The sequence below is a fragment of the Methylobacterium sp. Leaf113 genome, from assembly GCF_001423325.1.
GTDB lineage: Bacteria > Pseudomonadota > Alphaproteobacteria > Rhizobiales > Beijerinckiaceae > Methylobacterium.
The window spans coordinates 13,212-29,660 of the sequence record NZ_LMNJ01000025.1; the positions used below are offsets into that span (position 1 = coordinate 13,212).

Consider the following 16,449-nt stretch of genomic DNA (forward strand, 5'->3'; position numbering starts at 1 on the left):
TCTGGTCGGGGATTCTCGGCGATGATCGTCCCGCCATGATTGCCCCTCGGTCCGACGGGACGCGAAGGGCGGCCCTCATCGTCGGCGGCTGCGGTGTCGTCGTGTTCGGCTGGGCCCTCGTCGCCTACGCGCCGGCCCCGGGGATCGCCGCGGCCGTCGTCGCGGTGCCGGCGTTCGCCCGCGCGGCGAAGCGCCGGGTCGCGGCCTTCCTGGCCCTGGCGGTCTTCTCTGCTGCCGTGATCTGGGCGGCGTTCGGAACGACGACGGGCTACTTCGTTCTGAACCGATCGCGGCTCGACGCCGTGGTGGCGCAGATCGCGGCCATGCCCACCCTGGTGTCCTTCGAACGCAGGCGGGACGATCCTCCGGCGGAGGCGGAGCGAACGGCGTGGTGGGAGAGCACCCGCCTCGTCAACGGCCAGCGCGTCACCCCGTACCGCCCGCAAGGCGCGCGCGACACGGACAGCCTGCGGGAGATCGACGTCCTGCGGGAACTCGGGGTTCCCTACGACCGCTACCGCGCCCTCTGCGACGCCCTCGAACGCCTCGGGCTCGCGGGGTTCACCCGCGGTCCCGGCGGCGAGATCGGCCTGGACGAACCGATCCCGGGGGGCACGCCCTGGGGCACGTCGTTCTTGTACCGGCCGGACGACATGTTTCCGGCCGCCTCCGAGGCCGAGAGCGACCGCCGCCTCGCGCCGAACTGGTTTTTCGTGTCGCGGGGCTGAGATTTACCGAACAACGCCGCCGGGTTCTTGGAGGGAAGGGCGGGCGAGCGAGGCCTCCGCCGTGGTGATGGTGCCGGTCCCGAGCAGGGCCGCGAACACGAGCATCGGCACGGCCCAGACCTGCATCGGCAGCCCCCAAAAGGCGTGGTCGCGCCCGGCCGGCCCGAAGGTCGTGCCGTGGTTCCAGCGCCATCCGAGACCGAGGACAGCGAGCGCCGCGAGACTCATGGTGAGGCAGACCGCCCTGTCAACTTCCGGCCCGTCGACCTGCCGCAGGACGATCAGGGGCAGGAACATCGCCAGCGCCACGAAGAGGACGACCCAGTAGCCGCGCCCGGTCCAGAAGATGATCATGTACTGGTCCTTATCCCTCGTGTTTCGGAGCGATCCGCCCGGGCCGTGACCGCGTTAGCCCATCGCGCCGGCGCGCCGGTTGCGCACCATCGCGGCGAGGGCCGCGACGATGATGACCGCCAGCGCCCCGGCGATGACTAGAAGCGTGACGGTGCGGTTCCACAGGCGGTCGAGGGCGAGATCGGTGGTGACGAGGTCGGGCCGGGCCGGATCAGCCAGCACCCGGACGCTGTAATCGCCCACGTGCATGCCCGTGAACACGGTATTGATCCGGCGCACCACCGTGCCCGTCGGCGTGGGCAGAGTGAGGGTCATGTCGCAGAGATGGAGCACGATCTTCGCGCTGCACTTGCCGTCGCTCACCCGCGCGGCGGCGACGGGACGCGCCGTGTCCCGGATTTGCCAATCCGAGATCACCGGCGGGGCCGTGTAGACGGCGCAGGCGACGAGGAGGGCCGCTAGCGCCACGAGGCCGAACAGGGTCCAGAAGATGTTGCCCCAGCCCTGGCGGGGCGGCGGCAGGCGCAGGGGCTCGGGGCGGTCGGCGGCGGTGTTCATGCTCGGAACCTCACGGGATCGCGGGAGTCTGGGAGGATTCGGAGGCCGCCGCGGTCTCGGCCAGGACACGGCGCGCCTGCGCCGCCTGCCGGTAACGGCCGATGAGGCCGGCGAAGTCCTGTACCGACATCCGGTACGGCAGGCCCGCCGTGATGGTGACGATACGCCGGCCCGCATCGAGCTTCACCTTGCGGCCGCCCGGCACCCGTTGCGGGAACGGCGCCTCCGGCGGCAGCAGCAGGCGGGTGACGACGCCGTTCTGCCGGGTCGTCATGTCGAGGTCGGCGATGCTGTCCCAGGGGATCGGCCGGTCGAGGCCGGGCACCGCCACGTAATCGGGGCTCAGGATCATCGTCGTGCGCTCGCCCCGCCACAGCCGGAAACCGCCGATGCCGCCGAGGACCGCCCCGCAGGCCAGCGCCACCCCCATAACGGCCCCCGCCTGGCTGGCGGACAGGCCGGGCAGGCCGGCGGCGAGCCACAGGAGGGCGACCCCGATGAAGAAGCCGCTGGCCACCAGGAGGGCGATGGCCCCCGGGCGGGTGCTTTCGCGCAGCACCCGCGCCTCGGTGCCGATCTCCGCCACCGTCGCCTCCAGGTGCGCGCGGAACGCCGCGTCGTGGGCCCGCACGGCGTCGAGGAAGTCGTGCGTCGCCGCGCAGCAAAGGCCGGCGGGATCGGCGAAGTAGGCCGCGAGCTGGCCGAGCGCGTGCGGGGGCGGCACGGCGGCGGCGGCGGCCAGGAGTTCGGCGTTGAGGGTCCGGCCGAGGGCCGCCACGCGCTCGCGGGTCGGCGGATGGGTGTCGGTGGGGTGGGCCTGCTCTGCTTCGAGATGCGTCGCCGGATCGTCGAGGCCGCGCGCGATGGCGTGGTCGAGGCTCGCCGCCACGAGGTCGGCGGGGGCGGACGCGGGCGCCTCGGCGGCGGCGTCCAAGGTCTCGGCGATGCGGGGGGCCACCGCCCCCGTGCGCAGGAGCGCCCGCGCGGCGGCGTCCACGGAGGCCGGGCCAGCGCCTGCCGCATCGGCCGCGAACTCGCGGGTCCGGCTCCAGTGACGCACGGCGAGGTGGAAGTTCTCCATGACGAAGACGCCGAGGCGCAAGGACGGGCCGAGGAGCCCGAAGGACCCGGCATGCCCCTGCGCCACCGCGTCGAGGGAGCGGCCGACGCCGGCGTAGATCGGCAGGAAGCGCTGGCTGTAAACGGTGTCGCCGCCGGCATAGTGGGCGAGTTCGTGGCCGATAATCGCCGCCACCTCGTCGCCCCGCAGCAGGGCGAGGTAGGGCAGCGGCAGGTAGAAGATCCGGCCCGTCAGCGGCGCTCCGCCGGGCTCGACCACGGCCGGGCCGGCGCTGACGAAGAAGCCTCCGGTAAGGCCGACCACCACGGCCTCCGGCTTCAGCGCCCCGAGCCGGTCGGCCAGCCCCTCGGTGAGCCGCCACAGGCCCGGCGCCTCGGCGGGCGAGACGACCCGGCCGAAGATCGACAGGGGGTCGGGCTCGAAGGCGGAGAGCGCCCGGCGCAGGCCGAGCACTGTGGCGCCCGCCGCGACCAGGACCGCCCCGATGGCGACGACGGCCACGAACAGCATCTTGATCTCGCCGCCGCCCAGCCCGGGCCGTGCCAGCAACCCGGCCTCGAAGACCACGGCGGCGACAAAGCCCGCCGTGGTAAAGAGCACCTGGAGGGTGAGCACCGGCGGCAGCAGGCGGCGCATCCACGAGAAACCGGCCACCAGCGCGTCGCGCGAGGCCCGCCCCAGCCGCCCGAGAGCGGCGCCGGTGAGGAGCACGAGGATTGACAGGAGTGCGGCGCCCCCCCCGGCCGCGACGACCACGGGCGGGAGCAGGCGGCGCCAGTCCATGATCGTCGTCAGGGTCGCGACCTCGTCCCGAGCCGCCCGGGCCTGAACCAGGGCGAGTGGACCGCCATAACCCTTGCCGTTGCGGCGGAACTGCATCCGGAAATCGGGGCGCCCGTCCGGCGGCGCCCGCGCCTCCAGATCCGCGACGATCCGGGTCAGGTGCTCCCGCTCGGCGGCGAGGTCGGCCCAATCGGCGCCGGCCCGCTCCTGCTCCCACAGGCCGAGGAGCAGGATGCCCAAGGGCAGGAGGACGGTGGCGGCGATCAGGTGCGTGACGGAACGCAAGCGCAAGGGCATGCGCGAATTAGCTACGTCAGGGATACCCGCCTCCTCAGATGCGTTCGGAGCCAGAACGGGTCACTCAGAATTTGTTCGCCGGACGCTCGTCCACTGGAATCGGGATGAGGCTGTCGTGCTTGCGGCACGAGATCCTATCGACCTTGCGGCTCTCACCCTTGATCAGGTCCATGGCGCCAGTCTTTCGATTGACCAGGAAATAGCCACTGACATCGGCAGCGTCCGCGAGGTGGTGAGTCGCATTCTGGCGCAATGGGCAGAGGCTGGTCTGGTCGAGCTACGTCGTGGCGCGGTCGAGATCATTGACAGAGGCAGCTTGGCCTCTGCCGGTAGACGGTGACTGCTGCACTCCAATGGTTCGGTGTCCGCTTCGGGGCAGAAGGTCAAGGTCCGTTACCCATCCCGAGCCGAAATTGCCGGACGGCCGACGAATGGCCGCTTTCGGGAAGCGCTGATGGCGGTCCTTATGACTGTGTTGGGTCGGGACCCGCCGGTCCACTAAACGGCTGGGTTGGGTGGGTAGCGGTCTGGCTGCTTTCGGTGGCTAATGTCTTCAAGCAGACATAGGTCCTATCGACAGAGGCCTACCCCTCCGCTCAGCCGCTCTCATCGTCAAAGCCGAGAATACTACGACGCTGCAGGAACTAGCGACCGATACAGGGGCGCTACTACACATGGCGCGAACCCGGCGATTAATATCACCAACATCATGGTCGTCCTGCACTACGGCAGTGCTGATACGCCCGCTTGATGATAGCCGAACCAATGATCCGTTTCAGCGCATCAAAGTTACCTTCTAAAACAATCTAGAGTTATGGCAGGGTCGCACGGAAATTTCCTGCGACCCTGTCCTTTTCAGCTTACGAAATCGGGTTGGGCGGCCTTTAATCAGCGGCGGGTCATGCTCACGAGGCGCTCAGAGGCTGGGAGCGTCCTCGACGGCATACCTGAGCCAGACGGTGCCGCCTTCCAAAGTCTCGGTGTGGAGATGCCGAAGCGCCTTGCCCGCCGCCGGCCGCTCGTCGGGCTCACCATGGTACTCGAAGATGGTTGGTACGCCCGCAAGGCCATCAAGGGCGGGCGAGACAAGCAGGCTGACCTCGTCGATCAACCCGACTTTCAGGAAGGCACCATTGATGATGCCTCCCCCTTCCAGCAGCAGGGTCCTCACGCCGAAGGTCTCGCCCAGGGTCGCCATCGCGCCGACGAGGTCACGGCCGTCCGGACCGGCGAAGATGTAGGAGACCCCGTCCTCGCGAAGCTCCGCGAGGTAGGCGTCGGTGACGCTTTCTCCGAGGACAGCCACGATATGGTCCCCGCCGGCGTCGTCCCGGCCGTAGTTAACCTTCCCGTGGGGGTCGATGGCGACCGCGAGGTCGCGGCCCTTACGGTCGCCGACATGGGTCCTGCGAAGATCGCCGGGGGGGACCTTCGGGGAACGGGGATGCCCCTTCGCGATCTCGGCCATGGTCGTACGCCCGACGATCCACCCTTCCGCATCAAGGCGCGCGGCTGTCTCGTCGTAGTATCGATGGACAAGTCCCTTCTGGATGCCGGCGGCGGGAGGGGTCCAGCGGCTCGGGTGGAGCCGGCCGTCGATGGAGCTTCCCATGTGGCAGATGATCTTCGGACGCATCTCGCGAACTCACTCTTCCTCGGGTTAGCGTCGCGTCAGTCGCCGCGGTACTCGGCGTCCGTGACCTGCTCCATCCAATCGACGACCTTGCCGTCGAGCGCTTCCGACAGCGCGATGTGGCTCATGCCGGCGGTGGGCGAAGCCCCATGCCAGTGCCGCACCCCTGGCGGGATGCGAACCACGTCGCCTGGGCGGATCTCCGTCACCGGACCGCCCGCTTGCCGGACCAGGCCCACCCCGGCCGTGACGATCAGGGTCTGGCCGAGCGGGTGGGTATGCCACGCCGTCCGAGCACCCGGCTCGAAAGTGACGAGACCGCCCGACAACCGCGAGGGCGGCCTTTCCTTGACGAGCGGGTCGACCCGGACGGCCCCCGTGAAGTTCTCGGCCGCTCCTTTCGTGGAAGCCTCTGAACCGCTACGCTGGATGGCCAGCGTCTCCTGAGTGGGACTGGCGGTGCAGGGCCAGCCTACGCCGCTGGCAAGAACGGCGGCCAGGGTGAGAGAGGCCGCTCCGACGGGAATACGCATGTCGGTTTCCTTGAATTTTCTCAGGCCGCGTCGGGCATCCGTTCGAGCAGCTTGTCGAGGGTGATGGGATAGTCCCGGACCCGCACGCCGGTGGCATTGTGAATGGCGTTGGCCACCGCCGCGGCGGCCCCGGAAATTCCGAGCTCCCCGACCCCTTTGGCTTTCAGGGGCGTCGCGGCGGCATCGACCTCGTCGAGGAAGACCGCGTCCAGGTGGGGGATATCGGCGTGGACCGGGACCTCGTAACCTGCGAGATCGTGGTTGGCGAAGAAGCCGCGTTTCGTGTCGACCGCGAGCTCCTCCATCAGGGCCGCGCCGACGCCCATGGTCATGCCCCCGATGATCTGGCTTCGCGCCGCCTTCGGGTTGAGGATACGGCCGGCCGCGCAGACCGCGAGCATGCGGCGGACCCGGATCTCCGCCGTGTCGACGTCCACTCCGACCTCGACGAAGTGGGCGCCGAAGGTTTGGATCGCGAACCGCTTGGTCAGGTCGCCGAACTCCATGGCATCCTCCGCGACGATGGACCCCGCCTTCGCGGCTTCGGCCAGGGCGACCTCGCGATTGCCGGACCGTACGAGCCCGTCCTCGAACACAGCATCGGCGGAGTTGATGCCGAGACGCTGCGAAACCGCCTCCCGCAAGCGCATGCAGGCAGCGTAGACGCCAGCGGTCGAGGACGCGGCGCCCCACTGTCCCCCCGACCCGGAACTCTCAGGAAAGCTCGAATCCCCCAGTCGCACGACGACGCGGTCCAGGGGTAAACCCATCATCTCAGCCGCCGTCTGGGCGATGATGGTATAGGTGCCGGTACCGATATCGGTCATGTCGCTCTCGACCGTCACCACGCCCCTGGCATCGAGCCGAACGCGCGCGGCCGACTTCGTCACCGGTGCGCCTCGGATCGCAGACGCCATCCCCATGCCGACGAGCCAACGCCCGTCGCGGACCTGGCCAGGCTTCGCAACCCGCCTGTCCCAGCCGAAGCGCTCGGCCCCCTGGCGCAGGCACTCGACCAATTGGCGCTGCGAGAAGGCACGCTCCGGTTTCTCAGGATCGACCTGGGTGTCGTTCAGGATGCGGAAGGCCACGGGGTCGATCCCGAGCTTCTCCGCCATCTCGTCCATGGCGACCTCAAGCGCCATCATGCCGGGCGCCTCGCCGGGCGCACGCATGGCGCTCCCTTCCGGAAGGTCGAGATGCGCCAGGCGAAGGCGCGTCATCCGATTGGCGCCGGCGTAGAGCAAGCGGGTCGGAAGGACGGCGCTCTCGGGCCGGCCGCCCGCGAGGTTCCCCGACCAGCTCTCGTGGCCGATGGCGGTGATGCGTCCATCCTTGGTCGCGCCGATGCGAACCCGCTGGATCGTGGCCGGGCGGTGTGTCAGGTTATTGGCCATCAAGGGCCGCGGCAGGGCGACCTTGACCGGGCGTCCGGATGCACGGGCCCCAAGCGAGGCCAAGACCGCGTCGGAGAGGATCGTGCCCTTCCCGCCAAAGCTTCCGCCGATGTAGGGCGAGATCATCCGGACCCTGTCCTTCGGGATGCCCAACGTCCTGGCGAGGTCCCGCACGCCCCAGTTCATCTGCTGTATCGAGGTCCATACCGTTAGGCGGTCGCCCTCCCAGGAGGCCACGGTGGCGTGCGGTTCCATCATCGCGTGGGTCTGGTCGGGTGTCGTGTAGGCCGCATCCAGCTGGAACGGCGCCGAGGCGAAAGCGCCCTCGAAGTCCCCGACATGGGTCTCGGTAGGACCGCCGAACTGGCCGGGCTTGGGCACCGGGGCGGTGTCCTTGGCTGCGGACAAATCGAAGGCCCCGTCAGTCGCGACCGCGTCGACCTTGATCAGGGCCGCGGCGGCACGGGCCTGCTCGAAGGTCTCGGCGACGACCACAGCGACCGCCTGATGATAATGGTCGATGTCCGGCCCGGCGAGCGCTCGTGCCACGTAGAACTCGCCCTTGTCGAGCTTGCCCGCATTCGCCGCCGTGACGACCGCCAGCACGCCGCTGGCAGCTTCCGCACGGGAGGTGTCGACGGAGACGATCCGGCCCATGGCGATGCCCGCGCCGACCACATAGCCGTGCGCGAGCTTCACCTCCGGGTCGTGCCAGTCATTGGCGTAGGGTGCGGTCCCCGTCGTCTTGAGGGGGCCATCGATCCGATCCGTTGGCTTCCCTACGACCTTAAGCCGGTCGATGGGGTTGATACCTGCCGGTGTCTCGAACTTCATGCTCTAACCTTGACCCTACGCCTTTCCGATGTTGCCTGGACGTGGCGCTCAGGCCGCGTCCGGCATCTGGTCGAGAAGCTTGTCGAGGGTGATGGGATAGCTCCGCACGCGGATGCCGGTGGCGTTGTGGACCGCATTCGCCACCGCCGCGCCGACCCCGCAGATTCCGAGCTCGCCGACGCCCTTGGCCTTCATCGGCGAGGACATCGGATCGACCTCGTCCAGGAAGATCACCTCCTGATGCGGGATGTCGGCGTGGACCGGAACCTCGTACCCGGCAAGGTCGTGATTGGCGAAAAAGCCTCGCTTGGTGTCGACCGCGAGTTCCTCCATCAGGGCCGCGCCGGTGCCCATGGTCATGCCACCGATGACCTGGCTGCGCGCCGATTTCGGGTTGAGGATGCGACCGGCCGCGCACACGGCCAGCATGCGCCGGACACGGATCTCCGCCGTGTCGATGTCGACGCCGACCTCGACGAAGTGGGCGCCGAAGGTCGATTGCTGTTGCTTCTTCGAGATGTCACCGAACTCGATGGTGTCCTCGACCGTGAGGTTCCCTTTCGCTGCGGCGTCACCCAGCGATACCGCCCGGTTGCCGGAACGGACCTGCCCGTCGGCAAAAACGGCGTCCGCCGAGTTGATGCCGAGACGCTGCGCCACCGCCTCACGCAGCTTCACGCACGCCGCGTAGACGCCGGACGTGGAGGAGTTCGCGCCCCACTGGCCACCCGATCCCGCCGAGGCCGGGAACGACGAGTCGCCGAGGCGCACCACCACTCTGTCGAGGGGGACGCCCATCATCTCGGCGGCGGTCTGGGCAATGACGGTGTAAGTGCCCGTGCCGATGTCGGTCATGTCGGTCTCGACCGTCACGATGCCGGCGCCGTCCAAGTGCACGCGGGCGCCCGACTTCATCGTGAGGTTATTCCGGAAGGCCGCGGCCACGCCAAGGCCGACCAGCCAGCGCCCGTCGCGAACCTGACCGGGTTTGGCGCTGCGCTTGGACCAACCGAACTTCTCGGCGCCGAGCTTGAGACAGCCGACGAGGTCACGCTGCGAGAACGGCCGATCCGGCGCATGCGGGTCGACCTGGGTGTCGTTGCGGACCCGGAACTCCACGGGGTCGATCCCGAGCTTGTCCGCCATTTCGTCCATGGCAGCCTCCAGGACCATCAGGCCGGGGGCCTCGCCGGGCGCGCGCATGGCGTTGCCCTCGGGCAGGTCGAGATGGGCGAGCTTCATTGCGGTGAGGCGGTTGGCGCCCGCGTAGAGCAGCTTGGTCTGGCTCACCGCCGTCTCGGGATCGCCCTCCGCCAAGTTCCCGGACGTGCTCTCGTGGGCGATGGCCGTGATCGTGCCGTCCTTCGTCGCGCCGATGCGCACCCGCTGGATGGTCGCCGGGCGGTGGGTGGTGTTGTTGGCGATAATCGGACGCGTCAGGGCTACCTTCACCGGGCGCTTGGCAGCCTTGGCGCCAAGTGCCGCGAGTACCGCGTCGGCACGTACGAACAGCTTGCCGCCGAAGCCGCCGCCTACGTAGGGGGAATCGAGGCGGACGTTCTCCTTGGGGATGCCTAGGATCTTAGCCATGCTTTCCTGACCCCAGGCGATCATCTGGTTCGAGGTCCACAGGGTGACCTTGTCGCCGTCCCATGCCGCAATGGTGGCATGGGGCTCCATCATCGCGTGGCTCTCGTCAGCGGTGACGTAGGTCTCGTCGAGCTTTACTTGGGCCTCCGCGAAGGCACCCTCAAAGTCGCCGACACGTTCCTCGCCGTTGCCGCCGCTACCCTCGCCGCTGTCGCCGGGAACTGGCTTGGCGCCTTTCGCCTCGGCAGCGAGATCGAACTTGCCGGCCTCGGGAGCGTAGCTGACCTTCACGAGGAAGGCGGCGGCGCGGGCCTGCTCGAAGGTTTCTGCCACGACCACGGCGATGGCCTGATGGTAGTGCTGCACCTGGTCGCCGCCAAACAGGTACGCGGCGTTCATCATGCCACGCTCCATCCGGGGGTGCTCAAGAGTCGTTACGATGCCGAGGACGCCAGGCGCCTTCTTGGCCGACGCCGTATCGATGGCACGGATGCGGCCCTTGGCGATGCTGGCGCCGAGCACATAGCCGTAGGCCTGGTTCGCCGCGACGTCGTGGCGCTCGTAGGCATAGGCTGCCGTGCCGGTGGTCTTGTACTTGCCGTCGATGCGGTCGGTGGCCTTGCCAACGACCTTCAGCTGATCGATGGGGTTCTGGCCGGCGGGGGTGTCGAACTTCATGGCTCAGGCCCTCGCTTCGTTCAGCGCCGCATTGAGCGTGCGCTCGGCCAGCTTCAGCTTGTAGGCATTCTCGTGCGTCGGCTTGGCGCCATCGAAGACCCTCGCCGTCACAACCTTGGCACCTCGGGCCATCTCGCCCTCGGCGGCTTCCACGCGCCAGGGCTTGTGAGCGACGCCGCCGAAGGCCGCGCGGCCCGAGCCGTCCGGCTGCACCACCGCCGCCACCGAGACCAGGGCGTAGGCGTAGGAGGCCCGGTCGCGAACCTTGCGGTAGATGTGGGCGCCGCCGAGGGGCTTCGGCAGCGTCACCGCCGTGATGAGCTCGCCCGGCGCAAGCGTGGTGTCGACCTCCGGCCGGTCGCCCGGCAGGCGGTGGAACTCGGCAATCGGAATTTTTCGCGATGCGCCTTTGGCGTCCACGGTCTCGACGGTGGCGTCGAGCACCCGCATGGCCACCGCCATGTCACCGGGATGCGTGGCGATGCAGGCGTCGCTCGCGCCGATCACGGCGAGCTGCCGGCTGACCCCGTCGAGGGCCGAGCACCCGGATCCCGGCTGGCGCTTATTGCAGGCCTGGGCGGTGTCGTAGAAATACGGGCAGCGGGTGCGCTGCAGAAGGTTGCCGGCGGTGGTGGCCTTGTTGCGCAGCTGGCCCGAAGCGCCGGCGAGCAGGGCACGAGAGAGCACGGCGTAGTCTTTACGGACGCGGGCGTCGGAGGCCAGATCCGTGTTGCGCACGAGAGCACCGATGCGAAGGCCGCCCTCCGGCGTCGCTTCAATCTTGTCGAGGCCGAGGCCGTTGACGTCCACGAGGTGGGTCGGGGTCTCGATCTGCAACTTCATCAGGTCGAGGAGATTGGTACCGCCGGCAATGAACTTGGCGTTCGGGGTGCGGGCAACGGTGGCGGCCGCCTCGGCGGGCGAACCCGGGCGCTCGTAGGTGAAGGATTTCATGCGGGCCTCCCGGACACTTCGGTCATCGCCTCGACGATGTTGGAATAGGCGCCGCAACGGCAGATGTTGCCGCTCATGCGCTCGCGGATCTCGGCGTCCGTGACCTGCATCGGTGCGTTGAGATCGGCGGTAACATGGCTCGGGATGCCGGCCTTGATCTCGGCGAGCACCGCGACGCCGGAGCAGATCTGGCCGGGCGTGCAGTAGCCGCACTGGTAGCCGTCGTGCTTGATGAAGGCAGCCTGCATCGGGTGCAGGTTCTCTGGCTGGCCTAGGCCCTCGATGGTGGTGATCTCTGAGCCCTGGTGCATGACCGCGAGGGTCAGGCAGGAATTGATGCGCCGTCCGTCGACGATCATGGTGCAGGCGCCGCACTGTCCGTGGTCGCAGCCCTTCTTGGAGCCGGTCAGGTGCAGGTGCTCGCGCGCAGCATCGAGCAGGCTGGTGCGGGTGTCGAGTTCGAGATCGTGGCGCTGGCCGTTCACCGTCAGCGACACCCTCGCCAGCACGGGCTTGTCGGTGCCCGCGGGCGCGGCGCCCGCCGTCGAGGGTACGGCCGCAAAGGCAGCCGTGGCGGATGCTCCGACCATCAGGTCTCTCCGGTTCAAATCGTAATCTCCAGGTCGTCCCATTTCGGTCTCCGAGCCAGTTGCAGGTGGCGATGGCGCAACGGCCGTCCATCGAAGGCGGGATGCCCGAGTCAACACGGACACCTTTGATTAGGTCCAAGGTACCGCGTCACGTCCTGTTGATTAGTGCCTTCCTGCCACATAGGGTCATGAGCAAGGCTTATGGATCGACGCAGGGCGGAGCCTTGGGCGATCCCGCGCCACCGTTCGGAATGCATCGAGGACCCCTTCGTTGGCGCGTACGGACCTGACCGACCTTCTTTCCTTCGCGACGGTGGCGCAGGAAGGCAGCTTCACCCGCGCCGCGACGCGCCTGGGTGTCACGCAGTCGGCCCTCAGCCACGCCCTCAAGGGATTGGAGGCACGGCTGGGCGTACCCCTGCTGGCACGCTCAACCCGCGGCGCCATCCCGACCGACGCGGGGGAGCGCCTGCTGCGGGTTGTGGCCCCGCAGTTCGAGCAGATGGAGGTCGAGCTCTCCGCCCTGACGGAACTCAGGGACAAGCCCGCCGGCACCGTGCGCATCACGGCGCCGGAGGACGCGGCGGCGACCGTCCTGTGGCCGGTCCTGGCCCGCCTGCTCCCGGACTACCCCGACATCACCGTCGAGATCGTCACCGAGCAGGCCTTGACCAACATCGTGGCCGAACGCTTCGACGCCGGCGTACGCATCGGTGAGCACGTGGAGAAGGACATGGTCGCGGTCCGCATCGGTCCCGACATGCGCATGGCCGTGGTCGGGACGCCGGCCTACTTCAGGAAACGTGCGAGACCCAAGCACCCCGAGGATCTCACCGCCCACCGGTGCATCAACCTGCGCCGGCCGACCCGTGGCGGGTTCTACCCATGGGAATTCGAGCGGAGGGGACACGCCCTGAATGTCCGCGTCGAGGGCCAACTTGTGTTCACCAGCCTGCCCCTGATCCGGGAGGCGGCCCTCGCCGGGCTCGGGTTGGCCTACCTGCCGGAGTACCACGTGGCGCAGGACGTGGCCGAGGGTCAGTTGGTGCGCCTGCTGAAGGACTGGTGCGAGCCGTTCCCGGGCTACCACCTGTACTACCCGAGCCGCCGCCAGCCCGCCCCGGCCTTCACGGTCCTGCTGGAGGCGCTCCGACATAGAGGGTGAGAAGTCAGGATCAGGCGACGGTTTGACCGCCATCCACCACCATGGCGTGCCCGATCACGAAGGCCGCCATGTCCGAGCACAGGTAGAGCACCGCCGCCGCGATCTCCTCGGACTTCCCCATTCGCCCGACCGGCTCCTGCGCGATCACCCGTGCCAAGCGCTCCGGGGTCCCGCCGGTGAACCGCTGCATCATCGGGGTGTCGATGATGCCGGGGCAGACCGCGTTGATGCGAATGCCGTCCTTCGCATAATCCAGGGCGGCACTCTTAGTCATGCCGATCACGGCGTGCTTGGTCGCCGCGTAGGCGGCTTGCCCCGCGATGCCCTTCACGCCCGCGCCCGAGGAGGTGTTGACGATGGCGCCGCCACCGTTCCTCAGCATCAGCGGCACCTGATGCTTCAGGCACAGGAACATCCCCCGCAGGTTGATCGCGACGAGGCGGTCGAAGTCCTCGTCTTCGATTTCGGACACCGGGACCACCGGCTGCTCGATGCCGGCGTTGTTGAAGGCGAAGTCGAGCTTCCCGAAGGTCTGGATCGTCCGTTCGAGCGCGGCCTTCACGTCCTCGGACTTGCTGACGTCGCAACGCACCGCAAGCACGCGGCCACCGGCCTCCTCGATCAGGCGGGCGGTCTCAAGGTTGCCCTCCTCGGACACGTCGGCGACCGTCACGGCGGCGCCGGCCTTGGCGAACGCCAGGGCGGTGGCGCGCCCGATGCCGCTCGTGGCGCCCGTCACGAAGGCGACCTTGCCGATGAAGTCATGGGTCTAGGTCATCGGTATCCCCGGAATCTGTGGGATCACCGCTCGGCTTCGGAAGGCCCTGCGGAAGGGTTCAGCGCGGCAGCGCGTAGGCCACGAGCTTGGTGCCGAGGCTGATGGTGAGCGGGGGCTTGCCGCCGGCCGCCACCACCACGAACTGGCGGCCGCTGACCGGGCTGCGGTAGGTCATCGGGGTGGCGTTGCCGCCGCCCGGAAGCCGGGCCTGCCAAAGCTCCCGCCCGGTCGCGGCATCGAGCGCCCGGAAGGTGCGATCCATGCTGGCGCCGACGAAGACGAGGCCGCCGCGCGTTGTGACGGCGCCGCCCGAGACCGGCGTCCCCACCGTAAGGGGTAGCATCGACGGGATGTTGAACGGCCCGGTGTCACGGGCGGTCCCGAGGGGCTTGGACCAGAGCAGGCGCCCACTCGACAGGTCGACGGCGGCGATGAGCCCCCAGGGCGGCGCGGTGCAGGGCACGCCGAGCGGCGACATGAACAGCCCGCCATAGGCGCCGTAGGGCGTGTTCAGCATCGGCCGGTCGGCGTCGCTACCGGGGCTTTGCCCGTCCGACAGCTTCAGCTTGCGCTGGTTCGCCACCTCGCGGGTCACGAGCTCGACCCGGTCGGGGAACCGCATCCAGTTGGCGATCATGATGCCGCGGTCGACGTCGATGGAGGCGCTGCCCCAGTTGACGCCGCCGACCGAGCCCGGATCGATCAGGACCGGCTTGCCCAGCGTGATCGGCGTCAGGTGCCCCTCGTAGCGCGATTGCCGGAACAGGATGCGGCAGAGCATCTGGTCGACGGGGGTCGCACCCCACATGTCGGACTCCCGCAGGGTCGCCCCCCGGAAGGCCGGAAGGTCGAGGGAGGCGGGCTGGGTCGGCGACAAGCGCTCGCCCGGGCCGAGGTCTCCCTGCGGCGCCGGCACCTCGATGACCGGCTTGATCGGCTGCCCGGTCTCGCGGTCGAGCACGAAGATCTCTCCGCGCTTGGTCGGCTGGATAAGGGCGGGCCGCATTCCGGCCGCCGTGGGCATGTCGACCAGGGTCGGCTGCGAGGGGGTGTCGTAGTCCCAGATGTCGTGAAGGGTCGTCTGGAAGCGCCAACGCAGGCGGCCTGTCTCGGCGTCGAGGGCGATGACGGCGCTGGAGACCTCCTCGTCGAAGGGCCGGCGCAGGCCGCCGAAGTTGTCCGGCGTGGCGTTGCCCATCGGCAGGTAGACCAGCCCGAGCGCCTCGTCGGCGCTGATCGGCGCCCAGCTGTTGGGCGAGGACGGCGTGTAGGTCTCGCCCGGCGGCGGTGCACCGATGCGGTGGGGATGGCCGGGATCGAAGGCCCAGGACAGTTCGCCGGTGCGGGCGTCGAAGGCGCGGATCACGCCGGACGGGCCGCCCCAGAACTGGCCGTCGGGGATGCCGCCGCCGACCACCGCCTTGCCGCGGATGATCTGCGGGGCCGAACTCACGTAATACTGACCTGCGGGGTAGGTGCTGATCCCTTCGCGCAGGTCGACGCGTCCGTCCTTGCCGAAGTCGGTGCAGGGCTTGCCGGTGGCGGCTTCGAGGGCGATCAGCTCGGGGGTCTGGCTCGCCGCGATGATGCGGGTGGCGCACAGGCCTGTCGCGTCGGGCACGCGGTAATGGGCGACGCCGCGGCACGGCTTGCCGGAGGGCGGGGTGCCGTTCGACATGTCGTGGCGCCAGCGCTCCCGCCCAGTCTCGGCGTCGAGGGCCATGACGCGGTTGTGGCCGTCGCACAGGTAGAGTGCGTCGCCGACCATGACCGGCGTCGCCTCCAGGGCGGTCGCCGGTCCGGGCGTGTCAGGACCGGTCTCGGCCTCCCACGCGAGCTCCAGCTTCCCGACGTTCTGCGGGGTCAGGTCGGCGAGCGGGCTGAAGCGCGTGCCGCCTTGATCGTTTCCGAAGCTCGGCCAGTCCTCGCCCGTGATCCGGGCCAGCGGCTGCGGCAGGGTACCGGGCGCACGCTCGGCGACGCCGCGGCGCAGGATGGGCTCGGCCGGTGCCACCGGGTGCAAGGCACCGCCCGCGACCACGGCGAGGATCAGGGCCCCGGCGAAGGCCGGCCATCCCCATGCCCCGGTGAGCCTGCGGGGGCCGGCGATCCGGACGGGTGGCAACAGGAGCGCCAGTCCGAGGACGAAAGGCGCGAGCAGCCGTGGCAGGAGCTGCCAGGGGTCGAAGCCCACCTCCCAGACGGCCCAGGCGGTCGTCCACACCAGCATCGCGGCGAAGAGCGGTACGCCCATCGGATTGCGTCGCCAGACGAGGACGCCGCTCGCGAGGACAATGGCTCCAGTCAGCAGGTAGTACGGTAAGCCACCGTACCAAGCCAAGGCCGCGCCCCCGGCGCCGAGGGTGAGGCCGACGAGGACGAGAAGACCGGCGACCGCACGCCGCGTCCACACCGTCACGGGGCTGTCCCCGATTGCCGCGGCCCCGGACAGGGGCACCGGTTCGTTGGTTTTCATGATGGTGGGTTCCGTTGCAG

The 16,449-nt window shown here is 69.0% G+C and carries 14 protein-coding genes; 3 read left to right on the plus strand and 11 right to left on the minus strand.

Annotated features, from left to right (window positions below):
* Window positions 1-35 precede the first annotated feature (35 nt).
* A complete protein-coding gene (locus tag ASF60_RS15640; protein ID WP_056186778.1) occupies window positions 36-728 on the plus strand; it encodes a hypothetical protein in 693 nt (230 codons plus the stop codon).
* Window positions 729-731: 3 nt separating this feature from the next.
* Here the strand turns inward: ASF60_RS15640 and ASF60_RS15645 are convergent, their stop codons facing one another.
* The 3 genes from ASF60_RS15645 to ASF60_RS15655 are packed head-to-tail and all read right to left on the minus strand — an operon-like array spanning window position 732 to window position 3,801.
* Complete coding sequence (locus ASF60_RS15645; RefSeq protein ID WP_056186781.1) at window positions 732-1,082, minus strand: hypothetical protein; 351 nt, start codon at window positions 1,080-1,082, stop codon at window positions 732-734.
* A 54-nt stretch (window positions 1,083-1,136) separates the two neighbouring features.
* The gene (locus tag ASF60_RS15650) at window positions 1,137-1,640 is read right to left on the minus strand and encodes a hypothetical protein (RefSeq protein WP_056186785.1); all 504 of its coding nucleotides are present in this window, start codon (window positions 1,638-1,640) and stop codon (window positions 1,137-1,139) included.
* A gap of 10 nt (window positions 1,641-1,650) precedes the next feature.
* Window positions 1,651-3,801 (minus strand): M48 family metalloprotease, encoded by a 2,151-nt coding sequence (locus ASF60_RS15655; RefSeq protein WP_056186788.1) that lies wholly within the window; start codon window positions 3,799-3,801, stop codon window positions 1,651-1,653.
* A gap of 199 nt (window positions 3,802-4,000) precedes the next feature.
* On the opposite strand from ASF60_RS15655, the gene ASF60_RS25750 reads away from it, so the two are divergent.
* A complete protein-coding gene (locus ASF60_RS25750; RefSeq protein ID WP_274533561.1) occupies window positions 4,001-4,141 on the plus strand; it encodes a helix-turn-helix domain-containing protein in 141 nt (46 codons plus the stop codon).
* Between the two features lie 576 nt (window positions 4,142-4,717).
* Here ASF60_RS25750 and ASF60_RS15660 read toward each other — a convergent pair.
* The 6 genes from ASF60_RS15660 to paoA form a co-directional block, all read right to left on the minus strand.
* Window positions 4,718-5,437, minus strand: a complete 720-nt coding sequence (locus tag ASF60_RS15660; RefSeq protein ID WP_082507990.1) for a RibD family protein — start codon at window positions 5,435-5,437, stop codon at window positions 4,718-4,720.
* A 35-nt stretch (window positions 5,438-5,472) separates the two neighbouring features.
* Window positions 5,473-5,871, minus strand: a complete 399-nt coding sequence (locus tag ASF60_RS15665) for a (R)-mandelonitrile lyase (RefSeq protein ID WP_244478453.1) — start codon at window positions 5,869-5,871, stop codon at window positions 5,473-5,475.
* 116 nt (window positions 5,872-5,987) lie between these two features.
* A complete protein-coding gene (gene paoC, locus ASF60_RS15670) occupies window positions 5,988-8,198 on the minus strand; it encodes an aldehyde oxidoreductase molybdenum-binding subunit PaoC (protein ID WP_056186796.1) in 2,211 nt (736 codons plus the stop codon).
* A 48-nt stretch (window positions 8,199-8,246) separates the two neighbouring features.
* Entirely contained in the window at window positions 8,247-10,466 is a 2,220-nt protein-coding gene (gene paoC / locus ASF60_RS15675; RefSeq protein ID WP_056186798.1) for an aldehyde oxidoreductase molybdenum-binding subunit PaoC, read from the minus strand.
* 3 nt (window positions 10,467-10,469) lie between these two features.
* The gene (locus ASF60_RS15680) at window positions 10,470-11,420 is read right to left on the minus strand and encodes an FAD binding domain-containing protein (RefSeq protein WP_056186804.1); all 951 of its coding nucleotides are present in this window, start codon (window positions 11,418-11,420) and stop codon (window positions 10,470-10,472) included.
* Window positions 11,417-12,010 (minus strand): aldehyde dehydrogenase iron-sulfur subunit PaoA, encoded by a 594-nt coding sequence (paoA, locus tag ASF60_RS15685; RefSeq protein ID WP_056186812.1) that lies wholly within the window; start codon window positions 12,008-12,010, stop codon window positions 11,417-11,419. The genes ASF60_RS15680 and paoA overlap by 4 nt, the downstream gene beginning before the upstream one ends.
* A 271-nt stretch (window positions 12,011-12,281) precedes the next feature.
* On the opposite strand from paoA, the gene ASF60_RS15690 reads away from it, so the two are divergent.
* The gene (locus ASF60_RS15690) at window positions 12,282-13,175 is read left to right on the plus strand and encodes a LysR family transcriptional regulator (RefSeq protein WP_056186815.1); all 894 of its coding nucleotides are present in this window, start codon (window positions 12,282-12,284) and stop codon (window positions 13,173-13,175) included.
* Between the two features lie 10 nt (window positions 13,176-13,185).
* Here ASF60_RS15690 and ASF60_RS15695 read toward each other — a convergent pair whose 3' ends face one another.
* On the minus strand, window positions 13,186-13,932 hold the full coding sequence (locus ASF60_RS15695) for an SDR family oxidoreductase (protein ID WP_156634141.1): 747 nt from the start codon (window positions 13,930-13,932) through the stop codon (window positions 13,186-13,188).
* 79 nt (window positions 13,933-14,011) lie between these two features.
* A complete protein-coding gene (locus ASF60_RS15700) occupies window positions 14,012-16,429 on the minus strand; it encodes a membrane-bound PQQ-dependent dehydrogenase, glucose/quinate/shikimate family (RefSeq protein WP_082507992.1) in 2,418 nt (805 codons plus the stop codon).
* Between the last annotated feature and the right edge of the window lie 20 nt (window positions 16,430-16,449).